This is a genomic window from Acidovorax sp. GW821-FHT10E03 (assembly GCF_059415205.1).
This window is the reverse complement of the sequence record NZ_JBWKMU010000018.1, coordinates 25,848-39,870: the sequence shown is the minus strand read 5'-3', so window position 1 is coordinate 39,870 and position 14,023 is coordinate 25,848. Positions and strand designations below refer to the sequence as shown.

At 65.9% G+C, this 14,023-nt stretch carries 11 protein-coding genes; 8 read left to right on the top strand and 3 right to left on the bottom strand.

Going from position 1 to position 14,023, the window contains the following annotated elements:
* Positions 1-22: 22 nt before the first annotated feature.
* From AC07OD_RS26440 to AC07OD_RS26430, 3 genes are all read right to left on the bottom strand, one after another.
* Complete coding sequence (locus tag AC07OD_RS26440; RefSeq protein ID WP_494598396.1) at positions 23-1,318, bottom strand: TRAP transporter large permease; 1,296 nt, start codon at positions 1,316-1,318, stop codon at positions 23-25.
* Positions 1,315-1,827 (bottom strand): TRAP transporter small permease, encoded by a 513-nt coding sequence (locus tag AC07OD_RS26435; protein ID WP_494598395.1) that lies wholly within the window; start codon positions 1,825-1,827, stop codon positions 1,315-1,317. The genes AC07OD_RS26440 and AC07OD_RS26435 overlap by 4 nt, the downstream gene beginning before the upstream one ends.
* 205 nt (positions 1,828-2,032) lie before the next feature.
* Positions 2,033-3,007 carry a TRAP transporter substrate-binding protein gene (locus tag AC07OD_RS26430; RefSeq protein ID WP_218295219.1) on the bottom strand — a complete coding sequence of 325 codons (975 nt, stop codon included), beginning with the start codon at positions 3,005-3,007 and terminating at the stop codon, positions 2,033-2,035.
* 448 nt (positions 3,008-3,455) lie between these two features.
* Here AC07OD_RS26430 and AC07OD_RS26425 point away from each other — a divergent pair, with 448 nt between their 5' ends.
* The 8 genes from AC07OD_RS26425 (at position 3,456) to AC07OD_RS26390 (ending at position 13,937) form a co-directional block, all read left to right on the top strand.
* Positions 3,456-3,914: an Lrp/AsnC family transcriptional regulator gene (locus tag AC07OD_RS26425; protein ID WP_218338721.1), complete on the top strand. Its 459-nt coding sequence runs from the start codon at positions 3,456-3,458 to the stop codon at positions 3,912-3,914.
* 300 nt (positions 3,915-4,214) lie between these two features.
* Positions 4,215-5,153: a LysR family transcriptional regulator gene (locus tag AC07OD_RS26420; protein WP_255590818.1), complete on the top strand. Its 939-nt coding sequence runs from the start codon at positions 4,215-4,217 to the stop codon at positions 5,151-5,153.
* A gap of 335 nt (positions 5,154-5,488) precedes the next feature.
* Positions 5,489-6,289, top strand: a complete 801-nt coding sequence (locus tag AC07OD_RS26415) for a putative hydro-lyase (protein ID WP_255590900.1) — start codon at positions 5,489-5,491, stop codon at positions 6,287-6,289.
* 15 nt (positions 6,290-6,304) lie between these two features.
* Positions 6,305-7,273: a TRAP transporter substrate-binding protein gene (locus AC07OD_RS26410; RefSeq protein WP_218338719.1), complete on the top strand. Its 969-nt coding sequence runs from the start codon at positions 6,305-6,307 to the stop codon at positions 7,271-7,273.
* Between the two features lie 67 nt (positions 7,274-7,340).
* Positions 7,341-7,889, top strand: coding sequence for a TRAP transporter small permease subunit (locus tag AC07OD_RS26405; RefSeq protein WP_218295339.1), 549 nt, complete (start codon positions 7,341-7,343; stop codon positions 7,887-7,889).
* Positions 7,890-7,900: 11 nt separating this feature from the next.
* Positions 7,901-9,211 (top strand): TRAP transporter large permease, encoded by a 1,311-nt coding sequence (locus AC07OD_RS26400; RefSeq protein ID WP_218295215.1) that lies wholly within the window; start codon positions 7,901-7,903, stop codon positions 9,209-9,211.
* Positions 9,212-9,293: 82 nt separating this feature from the next.
* Positions 9,294-10,256 (top strand): TRAP transporter substrate-binding protein, encoded by a 963-nt coding sequence (locus AC07OD_RS26395; RefSeq protein WP_218295214.1) that lies wholly within the window; start codon positions 9,294-9,296, stop codon positions 10,254-10,256.
* A gap of 18 nt (positions 10,257-10,274) precedes the next feature.
* Positions 10,275-13,937 carry a hydantoinase B/oxoprolinase family protein gene (locus AC07OD_RS26390; protein WP_494598394.1) on the top strand — a complete coding sequence of 1,221 codons (3,663 nt, stop codon included), beginning with the start codon at positions 10,275-10,277 and terminating at the stop codon, positions 13,935-13,937.
* Positions 13,938-14,023 lie beyond the last annotated feature (86 nt).

Genomic DNA, 14,023 nt, shown 5'->3' with positions numbered 1-14,023 from the left:
GCTGGAAGAAGCCGCGCAGGCGCTATTTGATGAACCCGAGCACCTTCGGCAGCCAGGTCGACAGCTGCGGGATGAAGGTCAGCACCACCAGCACCACGCCATGCGCCCACAGGAAGGGCACCAGCTCGCGCACCAGCTGCGACATCGGTACGCGCGAGACGTTGCAGGTGACGAACAGCAGCCCGCCCACGGGCGGCGTGATCATGCCCAGCGTGAGGTTGTAGATCACCACCATCGCGAAGTGGATGGGGTCGATTCCCAGCTTCACGGCCACGGGCGCGAGGATGGGCGCCAGCACCATCACGCCCGGCAGCGGCTCGATGAAGATGCCGAACAGCAGCAGGAAGATGTTCACGATGATGAGGAACATCCACGGCGAGAGGTTCATGCCCACCAGCCAGTCGGCCATCTGCTGCGGAATGCCCTCGATGGTCAGGATCCACGCGAACGCGGCCGACAGCCCGATGATGATCAGCACCGAGGCCGACAGCAGGGCCGAGCGTGCCAGGATGTCGGGCAGCGCCTTCCACTGCAGCGTGCGGTAGACGAACTTGCCGCACACCAGCGCATAGAACACCGCCACCACCGAGGCCTCGGTGGGCGTGAACCAGCCGGCGCGCATGCCGCCCAGGATCACCACCGGCAGCAAAATGGCGGGCAGCGCCTTCCAGGTGGTCTGCAGGATATCGGCCAGCGGCGGCATCCGGCCGTCGCCCTTGTAGTTGCGCTTCTTGGAGACGTGGAAGTTCACGATGCACATGGCCACCGCGATCAGCAGGCCCGGCAGCAGGCCGGCCACGAACAGCGCACCCACCGACACCGTTTCATCCTGCAGCGCATAGATGATCATGATGATGGACGGCGGGATGATGGGCCCGACGATGGCCGTCGAGGCCGTGAGCGCCGCCGCGTACGAACGGTCGTAGCCGGCCTTGTCCATCATGCGGATCAGCATCGACCCCGGCCCCGCCGCATCGGCCAGCGCCGAGCCCGAGATGCCCGAGAAGAAGGTCAGCGAGACCACGTTGGTGTAGCCCAGCCCGCCGCGCTTGTGGCCCACGAACTGCCCGGCAAACCTCAGCAGCACCTCGGTCAGCGAGCCGCCGCTCATGAGTTCGGCCGCGAGGATGAAGAAGGGCACGGCCATCAGTGGAAAGCTGTCGATGCCGGTGAAGGTTTCCTTGAGCAGCACCATCAGCGGGTAGCTCTCGGCCAGGATCAGCGTGGCCGCGGTGGCCAGGCCCAGCGCAAACGCCACGGGCACGCCCATGGCCAGGAACAGGCAGGCCGAAACGATGAGGATGATGGACGCGCTCATAGGGAGGCACTCGCATTCGCATCGAAGTGTTCATCGGCCGCAAAGTTGCGGTCGAGCACGTAGCCGCGCACGATGAACAAAAAGTGCACGATCAGCAGCACGCCGCCGATCAGCATGGCGCTGTAGATGTAGGCGAACGGGGTCTGCGTCACGGCCGTCATCTGGAACATGGTGCGCTGCATGTACAGCCAGCCGTACCAGACCATGAAGCCGAAGAAGGCGAACAGCAAGGCCGCGACCACGGCACGCAGGGCGATGGCGCCCGCGCGGGGCAGGGCATCCTGCAGGTTCTCCACCGCGATGTGGCCGCCATAGCGCAGCACGGGGCCGGCGCCCAGGAAGGTCAGCCAGATCATCATGTGGCGCGACACCTCCTCGGCCCATTCGAGCGAGTTATGGGTGACGTAGCGCATCACCACGTTGGTGAAGATGATGATGGACATGGCCGCCAGCAGCAGGATCAATGCCCAGCGGTTGGCGGCCAGAAAATAGCGTTCGAAGGTTTTCACGGGACGGTATTGGACAAGGGCGTGCAGGGTCAAAGCAAAAGCGCCCGGCGCCTTGTGTGGGCCGGGCGATGCGGGGCGCGGGTCAAGAGCGGCTCACACAGCCCAGCGAAGCGGTCCTGGTAAGGCGTTGCGTCGCAGAGAGTACAACCAGTACGGCAAGACGCAACAACGACGCCAGGAGGGCTGTGTGAGTCGCTCAAAAGAGTTAACGAACGTCCTGGATCTTCTTGATGTTGTCGGCGCCGAACTCCTTGGCGTAGCCCACATAGGCGGGCTTGAGGGCTTCGCGGAAGGCGGCGCCGTCCACCGTCTTGGTGACCTTCATGCCTTGCTGCTCCAGCAGGGCGATGCCGTTGTTCTCGTCGTCGTTGACCTTCTTGCGCTGGGCCACCGAGGCGCTCTTGGCGGCGTCGGTGAAGACCTTCTTGTCCGCATCGTTGAGCTTGTTCCACACCTTGGGCGAGAGCAGCAGCAGCGCCGGCGAGTACACGTGGCCGGTGAGCGACAGGTGCTTTTGCACCTGCGAGAACTTGGCCGACAGGATCACGGGGATGGGGTTCTCCTGGCCGTCCACCGTGCCCTGCTGCATGGCGCCGAACAGCTCGGGGAAGGCCATGGGCGTGGGCAGGATGCCGAAGGTGCGGTAGCCGTCCATGTGCACCTTGTTCTCCATGGTGCGCATCTTCAGGCCCTTGGCGTCCTCGGGCTTGACGATGTCGCGCTTGCTGTTGGTCATGTGGCGGAAACCGTTCTCCGTCCAGGCCAGCGCGATGATGCCCTTGCTCGGGAACTTGGTCAGGATGTCCTGGCCGATGGGGCCGTCCATCACCTTGCGCGCATGGTCGTAGTCGCGGAACAGGAAGGGGATGTCCACGATCTTCACTTCGGGCACGAAATTGCCCACGGGGCCGGTGGAGGTGTTCACCAGGTCCTGCGTGCCGAGCTGGATGGCCTCGATCTGCTCGCGCTCGCCGCCCAGCGCGGAGTTGGGGAAGTACTGGCACTTGTAGCGCCCCTGCGTGCCCTTCTCGACTTCGTCGCAGAAGACCTTGGAGCCCACGCCGTAGTGCGAATCGGGCGCCGTGGCGTAGCCGATCTTGAGCGTGGTGGTCTGCGCGCTGGCGGTGGCCATCAAGCCGAGCGCAAGGCCCAGGCCCGCAGCGAGGGAAGTCAATTGCATGGTGTCTCCTGTGAGTATGTTTCTTGCCGCGCCCCCTTGCACGCACCAGCGGAAAGGGTGCTGGCAGCATGGGTTGGCGGTCCTGAAAATTATGGCGCTGCAGCATGGCCCCGGGCATCGGGGTTTGTGCTGGTAAGCGTGCTTATTAACGCGCTGGAAGGAGGCAATCGTCGCCGGGGCGACAAAGGCAGGCTGCTGGCCTGGGCCAGGCAAGGGGGAGGGGGGAAGGGGCAGCCGGGCGGCCGCGAAGGTAGGTGCTTGCTTGTCAAGCGCCCCGGTCTGGCGGTAACCAGTCCGGGGCCCTGTCAGTTTGTGCGCTCCGGTAAGAGCGCCTTGATGTCCAAAGTATGCGCTGCGAGGCGCAGCAGTTCTTTCCATGTTTCGCTTGAATTTTCAAGTTTGCAGAAAAATTTGCTGCATATGGTGATATTCATGAATAATTGTGGCCATGGATCGTCTTGACAGAAAAATTCTCGCTGTGCTTCAGGGCAACGCCCGTGCCAGCCTGCAGGAGATCGGCCAGGCGGTGGGCCTGAGCGCTTCGCCGTGCTGGGGCCGCATCAAGAAGATGGAAGAGGCCGGTGTCATCCAGGGCTACACCGTGCGCATCAACCCGCAGTCGCTGGACCTGGCGGACACGGTGCTCGTGCAGGTCACGCTGGACAGCCATTCGGACAACACGCTTGAAAAGTTTGGCGAAACGCTGGCCAGCATTCCCGAGGTGATCGAGGCGCATCTGGTCTCCGGCGACTATGACTATCTGCTGCGCATCGTGGTCAAGGACACGCGCGACTACGAGCGCCTGCTGCGCGAGAAGCTCTACAAGATCAAGGGCATACGCCACAGCCGCTCGAGCTTCGTGCTGCGCACGCTCAAGAAGGCAGACCTGCCACTGTTTGCGGGCTGATTCGCCTCGACGTGGCGCTGCAGTGCAGAGGGAGGGGTTCGGACATCGATGGTCCTGATCCGTGTCGTCGATGCACTGCGCTGGCGGCGCGCGCGGCGCGCCATGCCCTGGGTCACCAGGCGTTGCGCCGTGGCCTCTTTTTTCCTGCCGGCAAAAAGTGCTGTGGAGTCGGCCGTTGCAGAATGGCGCCGTTTTTGCACTGGACGGCATGACGCCGCCCAGCCTGGCGCGCTCCTGCGCACCACGGCGGTGCGCGCGCCCCGTCAGCCATTCGTCAGTGATGCCCTGGGACCCCTCGCCATGAACCTGCGTTTCGTCGAAGCCTTCTACTGGGTGGCCTCCCTCAAAAGTGTCACGCGCGCCGCGGAAAAGCTGTTTCTCACGCAGTCGGCCATGTCCAGCCGCATCGCCGCGCTGGAGGAGGAGCTGGGTGTGTTGCTGCTGGACCGGCGCGACAAGCACTTCAAGCTCACCGTGGCCGGCACGCGGTTTCTGACCTACGCCAAGCGCATGCTGGAGCTGCAGCGCCAGCTCAAGACCGAGATGGGATCGGGCGGGCCGCTGGAGGTGTCGATCCGGCTCGGCGCCATCGAATCGGTGCTGCACTCCTGGCTCATTCCATGGGTGGAGCAGCTGCGCAAGGACAACCCCTTGCTGGAGCTCGAGCTCACGGTCGAGTCCACGCCCGTGCTGCTCGATCAGATCCGGCGGGGCTCGCTCGACGTCGTGTTCGCGGCGCTGCCTGCATCGGCCGACGGCATGCGCAGCCAGGCGGTGACGCCCATGGAGATGGTGTTCGTGGGCAACGGCAATATCCACCGCAAGCGCCGCTATGTGCTCGATGATTTTGCCGACACGGACATCCTCACCTTCCAGCGCGGCTCGCAGCCGCACGTGTACCTGCTCGACACCTTTCGCAATGCGCAGGTGGAGCCGCGCCGCGTGCACACGGTGTCGTCCATTTCGGCGATGGTGCAGCTGGTGCAGGGCGGCTTCGGCGTGGCCACGCTGCCGCGCCTGGCGGTGGAACGCATGCTGGCGTTTCCAGACCTGCGTGCCCTGGCGTGCGACACCGTGCTCAAGCCCCTGCCCATCCACGTGAGCTACCGCGAGGATCCTTCCTCGCCCGCGATGGAAGCCATCGTTCGCTCCTCGATCGACTTCATCGAGAACATCCAGCCGGGGCCCAAGGGGCCCACCCGCACCCCCCGCAAAAGAAGCAGCGCCCCGCGGTCCTAAGAGGCACAGGGCACCCTAGCACAGGCGTGCCACTTCACGGCCCAGGGCCATGCATCTGCGGATGCCGCAGTGCCTCGGTGTCGCCATCGCAACCGTCCCCGTGGCGGGTGCTCCACAACACCCTGGGGTTAACCCTGAAGCGGATATCAGGGTAATCCCTTGGCACCAACTTGGTTCCCCTTGCCCCAATGAAGTGCATCGAGAAAATCGATGACCTGAGCAAAATTTTTTGAATTTGCCAGCGCCTGCCGCCCCCCAACACAATCCGCCCAACGCCAGACGAATGGCATTTCCCACGACAAGGAAACACGGTGGATTCAGTTCAAGAAAAAGCGCTGGCGGTTTTTGGGTCCGAGGGCATCGACGACCCCGTCCATGTGCGCAGCGTGATCCGGCGAGGCGGCTGGGCATCACACACCAGCGGCCTGGCCCATGGCCGGGTGCAGGGCAACCTGGTGATCCTGCCTGAAGTGCAGGCGGGCGACTTCCTGCGCTTTTGTCAGCGCAACCCCAAGCCCTGCCCGGTGCTGGCGGTGAGCGAGCCCGGCCAGTTCGCGCTGCCCACGCTCGGGGGCGGCATCGACATCCGCAGCGACGTGCCGCAGTACCGCGTCTGGCGCCACGGCGAGCTCACGCAGGAGGTCGCAGACATCGCCGACCTGTGGCGCCCCGACCTCGTGACCTTCATCCTCGGCTGCTCGTTCTCGTTCGAGTCCGCGCTGCAGGAGGCCGGCATCAGCCTGCGCCACATCAACGAAGGCAAGAACGTGGCGATGTACCGCACGAACATTGCCACGCAGCCGGCAGGGCCCTTCGGGGGCGCCATGGTGGTCTCCATGCGGCCCATGCCTGCGGCCGACGTGATCCGTGCGGTGCAGGTCACATCGCGCTTTCCCAACGTGCATGGCGCGCCGGTGCACATCGGCGACCCTGCGCTCATCGGCATTGCGGACATCGCAGAACCCGACTACGGCGACGCCGTGCCGCTGATGCCCGGCGAGATCCCTGTCTTCTGGGCCTGCGGCGTCACGCCACAGTCCGCCATCCTGAACGCCCAGCCCGCGTTCTGCATCACCCATTCCCCAGGGTGCATGTTGGTCACCGACCTTCTCAATCACCACCTCGCCAGCTTTTAACCAAGGAGTTTCCCCATGAAGAAAATGATGTTCGGCCTGTGCGCCGCGGCCGCCGCATGCCTGGCCCATGCCGAGACCAGGTGGGACCTGCCCTCGGGCTATGCCGTCAACACCTTCCAGGTGCAGAACCTGCAGCAGTTCGTGCAGGACGTAGGCAAGGCCAGCGGCGGCAAGCTCAAGATCACGGTGCACCCCAACGCATCGCTGTTCAAGGCCAATGAAATCAAGCGCACCGTGCAGTCCGGGCAGGTGGCGATCGGCGAGTTCATCCTTTCCGGCGCTGCCAACGAGGCGGCGGTCTACGGTGTGGACTCCATTCCGTTCCTTGCCACGAGCTATGCGGACTCCAAGCGCCTGGACCAGGCCTCGCGCCCGCTGCTGGTCAAGACGCTGGGGGCACAGGGCATGAAGCTGCTCTACACCGTGCCATGGCCGGCGCAGAGCCTGTATTCGGTGAAGCCTGTCACGGCCCTCAAGGACCTCAAGGGCACCAAGATGCGGGCCTACAACCCGGCCACGTCGGTCATCGCCAACCTCATCGGCGCGCAGCCGGTGACGATCCAGCTGGCCGAGCTGTCGGCGGCGCTGGCCACGGGCACCGTGGACAACTTTCTCACCTCCAGCGCCAGCGGCGTGGACAGCAAGCTCTACGAAAGCGTGAAGTACTTCTACGGCGTGGCGGCCTGGCTGCCGCGCAATGCCGTGGTGGTGAACCAGAAGGCCTTCGACAGCCTGGACAAGGCCACGCAGGACGCGGTGCTGGCGCAGGCCGCGATTGCCGAGCAGCGCGGCTGGGCGCTGAGCGAGCAAAAGGACCAGGAGTACCTCAAGGAACTGGCCGCCAAGGGCATGCAGGTGGACGTGAGCGCCGAGAACCTCAAGAAGGAGCTCAAGACCGTGGGTGAGCGCATGACGGCCGACTGGATCAAGACCGCGGGCGATGACGGCAAGGCTGTCATCGATGCCTACAACGGCAAGAAGTGAGCAGGCCGCCATGTCCCTCATGCCTCCTACATCGGCCATTGCGGGCGATGCGCCCCCGGCCCTGGCCATGCCGCCGCACGTGCTGCGGCGCGCGCTGGACGGCGCGTACCTGGCCGCCGGCGCCGTCGGGGCTGCCTGCATCGCCGTCATCTGCGTGCTGATGGTGGTCCAGTCGCTCGGGCGCCAGTTCGGCTTTCCGACCGGCGCCATCAACGACGTGGTGGCCTGGCTGTGTGCCGCAGCGGCCTTCCTGACCATGGCCCATGCCTTCAAGCACGGCGATTTCGTGCGCGTGACGCTGGTGCTGGAGAAGCTGTCTCCCGCCACGCGCCGCAAGTACGAGGTGGCCTGCCTGACCGTCGCGGCCGTGGCCATCGGCTACCTCACCTGGTGGGCCTGTGTCTTCACCTACGAAAGCTGGCAGTTCAAGGAACTGGCCCAGGGCCTGTGGGCGATTCCCATCTGGATCCCGCAGATGAGCTTTGCGCTGGGCTCCGTGCTCTTTCTCGTCGCCGTGGTCGATGAGTGGTGGATCGTGGTGCAGGGCGGCGTGCCTACCTTTGTGCGGCTGGTGGAAGAGCGCCACGCCAAGGGCGACTTTTCTTCGGATCTTTAAGGAGCATCCCCATGGACATTCTTTCCATCGGCGCCTTCCTGTTGCTGCTCATGCTGCTCATGCTGTCCGGCGGTGTCTGGATCGCCATGACGCTGGCCATCTGCGGCTGGGTCGGCCAGGCCTTCTTCACCAGCAGCCAGCCCGGGCTGAACCTCTTTTCGGCCTTCTGGGAGAGCAACGCGAGCTGGGAGCTGGCGGCGCTTCCCCTGTTCATCTGGATGGGGGAGATCCTGTTTCGCACCCGGCTGAGCGAGGACATGTTCAGCGGCCTCGCCCCCTGGCTGAGCCGTGTGCCCGGCCGGCTGTTCCACACCACCATCCTGGGCTGCGGCATCTTCGGCTCGGTGTCGGGTTCGTCGGCGGCCACCTGCGCCACCATCGCCAAGGTCTCGCTGCCTGCGCTCAAGAAGCGCGGTTACAACGAGAGCATCGCGATCGGTTCGCTGGCCACGGCAGGCACGCTCGGTATCCTGATTCCGCCGTCCATCACCATGGTGGTGTACGCCGTGGCGGCCGATGCCTCCATCATCCGCATCTTCCTGGCGGGCTTCTTGCCCGGCTTGCTGCTGATGCTGCTGTTCTCGGGCTACATCGCCTGGTGGTCCGTGCGCAACAAGCAGCTCATGCCTGCCGACGAGCCGCCCACCACCTTCCGCGAAAAGCTGTATCTGTCGCGCAACCTGATTCCCTGTGCGCTGCTGATCGTGTTCATCTGCTGGTCCCTGGTGGCCGGCTGGGCGACGGCCACCGAGTGCGCGGCCTACGGTGTGGTGGGTGCCCTGGCACTGGCCGCATGGTGCAGGGCGCTGACCTGGCAGAACTTCAAGGAAGGCCTGGCGGGCTCGGCGCGCACCAGCTGCATGATCATGTTCATCCTGGCGGGCGCCGCGTTCCTCACCAAGACCATGGCCTTTACCGGCATACCGCGCGAGCTGGCCGAATGGGTCGATTCGATGCACCTGTCGCCCTACGCGCTGATCGCCTGCCTGGTGGGCGTGTACCTGGTGCTGGGCACCGCGCTCGACGGCATCAGCATGATCGTGCTGACCGCTGCGGTCGTAATGCCCATGGTCGAGAAGGCCGGGTTCGATCTCATCTGGTTCGGCATCTTCGTGATCCTGCTGGTCGAGATCGCCGAGGTCACGCCGCCCGTCGGTTTCAACCTCTTCGTGCTGCAGAACATGACCGGCAAGGACAGCAACCTGATCGCCAAGGCAGCCATACCGTTCTTCCTGTGCCTGGTGGTGTGCATCGGCCTGATCACGGTCTTCCCGCAGATCGTCACCATCGTCCCTGACCTCGTGATGGGCCAGCCGAAGTAGCAACCGCGGCCTGCGTCGGCCCGTTTTCCCCTGTGTCTGCCGGCCCCCGCGCCGGCCCCTCATCCCCCAACAGGAGCTTGCCATGAAGATGGTCTTGCTGGCCGCGCTCGCCGTGGCCCCGGCGCTGCACGCCCAGACACAGTGGAAGCTGGCCACCGGCTACCGGGTGGAGTCGTTCCACACGCGCAACATCGTCCAGTTTGCGCAGGATGTGGAGCGCGCATCCTCAGGCGCCCTGCGCATCGAGGTGCACGCCAACAACACGCTGGCCAGGCTGGCGGACATTCCGGCCGCAGTGCAGGGCGGCAAGGCCCAGGCGGGCGAGACCATCATGACCAGCCTGGTGGCAGACATGCCCATCGCCGGGGCCGATGCCGTGCCCTTCGTGGTGCACAGCTATGCCGATGCGCGCCGCCTGTGGGACCTGCAGCGGCCTTTGATCGACACGCACCTTGCGGCCAAGGGCATCAAGGCGCTGTACGCCGTGCCCTGGCCGCCGCAGGGGCTCCTGAGCGTTGCACCCGTGCGCTCATCGGCCGATTTCAAGGGCACCCGCATGCGTACGTACAACCCCGCCACGGTGCGCATCGCGCAAATGCTGGGCGCCACGCCGGTGGATGTGCCCATGGTCGACGTCAACAAGGCGCTGTCGGCGGGCAAGCTCGACTCCATGATCACCTCGGCCCTGACCGGGGTGGAAAACCAGGTCTGGGGCCAGATCCGGCAGTACTACGGCATCAACGCCTGGTTTCCCAAGAACATCGTTTTTGTCAACCAGCAGGCCTTCGATGCGCTGCCCGCCAGCGTGCGCGAGGCGGTGGTCCAGGCCGCCGCGCAGGCCGAGGCGCGCGGCTGGGCCCTGAGCGCGGCGGTGGCCGAAGAGTCGGTGGCCGAACTTCAGCGCAGGGGCATCAAGGTGGACCGCGCCCCTGCCGAGCTGGACTCCGAACTCCGGCGCCTGGGAGAACGCTTCTCCCGCGAGTGGGTGCAGTCCGTCGGCAATGAGGCCAACAAGATTTTCATTCCGTACTACTTTCAACGTTAACCAGTGAGTCTCATCACCATGCAAGTTCCCTCTACAGTGACCACCGCACCGGCTGGCAACCGCTGGCAGTTCTGGATCGACCGGGGCGGCACTTTCACCGACATCGTGGCCAAGCGGCCCGATGGGTCGCTCACCACCCACAAGCTGCTGTCCGAAAACCCCGAGCAGTACAAGGACGCGGCGGTGGCGGGCATACGGCACCTGCTGGGGCTGAAACCCGGCGAGCCGGTCACGTCAGCGCAAGTGGAGTGCGTGAAGATGGGCACCACGGTGGCCACCAACGCGCTGCTGGAGCGCAAGGGCGAGCCCACGCTGCTGGTCACCACGCGCGGCTTTCGCGACGCGCTGCGCATCGCGTACCAGAACCGCCCACGCCTCTTCGACCGCCACATCCAGCTGCCCGAGCTGCTGTACAGCGACGTGATCGAGGCCCGCGAGCGCATGGGCGCCCGGGGGGACGTGCTGCAGCTGCTGGATGAAGCCACGCTCCGGGGCGACCTGCTGGCCGCCTATGGGCGCGGCCTGCGCAGCGTGGCCATCGTGTTCATGCACGGCTACCGCTACGCGCAGCACGAAAAGGCGGCGCAGCGCATCGCCCTGTCGGTGGGGTTCACGCAGATCAGCACATCGCATGAAACCAGCCCCATGATGAAGTTCGTGAGCCGGGGCGACACCACGGTGGTGGATGCATACCTCTCGCCCATCCTGCGCCGCTACGTGGACCAGGTGGCCAGCGAGATGCCGGGCGTCAAGCTGTTCTTCATGCAGTCGTCGGGCGGCCTGACCGATGCGGGCACCTTCCAGGGCAAGGACGCGATCCTGTCCGGCCCGGCGGGCGGCATCGTGGGCATGGCGCGCACGGCGGGCCTGGCGGGGCACGAGAAGGTCATCGGCTTCGACATGGGCGGCACGTCCACCGACGTGAGCCACTACGCCGGTGCGTTCGAGCGCGAGTTCGAGACTCATGTGGCGGGTGTACGCATGCGCGCGCCCATGATGAGCATCCACACGGTGGCGGCCGGCGGCGGCTCGGTGCTGGCGTACGACGGCTCGCGGTTCCGCGTGGGCCCGGAGAGCGCGGGTGCCAACCCCGGCCCCGTCAGCTACCGCCGGGGTGGCCCGCTGGCCGTGACGGACGCGAACGTGATGGTCGGCAAGGTGCAGCCACGCTACTTCCCCAGCGTGTTCGGCCCGGCCGCCAATGAGACGCTGGACGCCGACGCGGTGCGCGAACGTTTTCAGGACATCGCCACGCAGACCCGGCGCAAGCCCGAGGAAGTGGCCGAAGGCTTCATCCAGATCGCCGTGCAGCAGATGGCCAACGCGATCAAGAAGATCAGCGTGGCGCGCGGCTACGACGTCACGCGCTACACGCTGCAATGCTTTGGCGGCGCGGGCGGCCAGCATGCTTGTTTGGTGGCCGATGCCCTGGGCATGACGCGGGTGTTCGTGCACCCGCTGGCGGGCGTGCTCAGTGCCTACGGCATGGGCCTGGCGGACCAGAACGTGATCCGCGAGCAGGCGGTGGAGATGCCGCTGGCCGCCGAGGTGCTGCCTCTGATCGCCGAGCGCCTGGACACGCTGGGCTCTGCCGCCCAGGCCGAGCTGGAGCGCCAGCAGGTCAGTGCCAACCCGGTGCAGGTGCGCCACAACGTGCATGTGCGCTACGAAGGCACCGACTCCGCGCTGGTCGTGCCCTTTGGCGACATGGCGGCCATCCAGTCCGCCTTCGAAGCGGCGTACCGCCAGCGCTTTGCCTTCCTGATGGTGGGCAAGGGCCTGGTGGTGGAGGCCGTGTCGGTCGAGGCGGTGATCGCCGGCGATGCGCCCGCAGAGCCGCGCCTGCCGGTGCACGCCCACCGCAAGCACCCGCTGCGCGAAACGGTGAAGATGTATTCGGGCAGCGAGTGGCACGACGCAGCCCTGGTGGTGCGCGAGGACCTGCGCCCCGGCGACGTGGTCCCCGGCCCCGCGATCATTGCCGAGAAGAACACCACCACCGTGGTGGAGCCGGGCTGGTCGGCGCGCCTGACCGACCTGGACCACCTGGTGCTGGACCGCGTGACCGCGCGCAAGGTGCAGTACGCCGCCGGCACCACGGTGGACCCGGTGCTGCTGGAGGTGTTCAACAACCTGTTCATGAACATCGCCGAGCAGATGGGCCTGCAGCTGCAGAACACCGCGTACTCGGTGAACATCAAGGAGCGGCTGGACTTCAGCTGCGCGCTGTTCGATGCCACCGGCAACCTGATCGCCAACGCGCCGCACATGCCGGTGCACCTGGGTTCGATGGGCGAGAGCATCAAGACCGTGATCCGCGAGAACACCGGCAAGATGCACCCCGGCGATGTGTTCATGCTCAACGACCCCTACCATGGCGGCACCCATCTGCCCGATGTGACGGTGATCACGCCGGTGTACGTGGCCGAAGGCGCTGAGCCCACGTTCTACGTCGGCAGCCGGGGCCACCATGCGGACATCGGCGGCACCACGCCGGGCTCCATGCCGCCGTTTTCCACGCGCATCGACGAAGAGGGCGTGCAGATCAACAACGTGAAGCTGGTGGACCGCGGCATCTTCCTGGAAGAGGAGGTGCGCACCCTGCTGGCCACGGGCGGCGGCACCACGGCGTACCCGAGCCGCAACCCAGAGCAGAACCTGGCCGACCTGCGCGCGCAGATCGCGGCCAACGAAAAGGGCGTGCAGGAGCTCGCGAAGATGGTGGAGCAGTTCGGCCTTCCCGTCGTGCAGGCCTACATGCGCCATGTGCAGGACAACGCCGAAGAATCGGTGCGCCGCGTGATCACGCAGCTCAAGGACGGGCAGTTCACCCTGCCACTCGACAACGGCGCGCAGATCAGCGTATCGGTCAAGGTCAACGTGGCCGAGCGCAGCGCGGTGATCGACTTCGCGGGCACCAGCGCGCAGCAGACCAACAACTTCAACGCGCCGCGTGCAGTGTGCATGGCCGCGGTGCTGTACGTGTTCCGCACGCTGGTGGACGACGACATTCCGCTCAATGCCGGGTGCTTGAAGCCCTTGCAGGTCCTCATCCCGCAGGGCTCCATGCTCAACCCCAACCCGCCGGCCTCGGTGGTGGCGGGCAATGTGGAGACCTCCACCTGCATCACCAATGCGCTGTTCGGCGCCTTGGGCGTGATGGCGGGCAGCCAGCCCACCATGAACAACTTCACCTTTGGCAACGCGCAGTACCAGTACTACGAAACCATCGCCGGCGGCAGCGGCGCGGGCGCGGTGTTCGATGCCTCGGGCCGCACGGTGCGCGGGTTCGACGGCACCAGCGTGGTCCAGACCCACATGACCAACTCGCGCCTGACCGACCCCGAGGTGCTGGAGTTCCGCTTCCCGGTGGTGCTCGACAGCTACGAGATCCAGCGCGGGTCCGGCGGCGCCGGGCGCTGGGCCGGCGGCGATGGCGGCGTGCGGCGCGTGCGCTTTCTGCAGGCCATGACCGCCAGCATCCTGTCCAACGGCCGGCTCAATCCCGCCTTTGGCATGGCAGGCGGCCAGCCGGGCCGCGCCGGGTCCAACCGGGTGCTGCGCGCCAATGGTCAGGTTGAGGAACTGGGCCACATCGGCGCCGCGCTCATGGAGCCGGGCGATGTGTTCGAGATCTCCACGCCCGGCGGCGGCGGCTATGGGGAATGTGCGGCGCATTGAGCCGGGGCAGGAACGCCGCGGCCAGGGGCAGGCACGGCGCTTGCGTTCCTGCACGCCAGCCGCCCCCGTGGGGCGCATGTTGAACC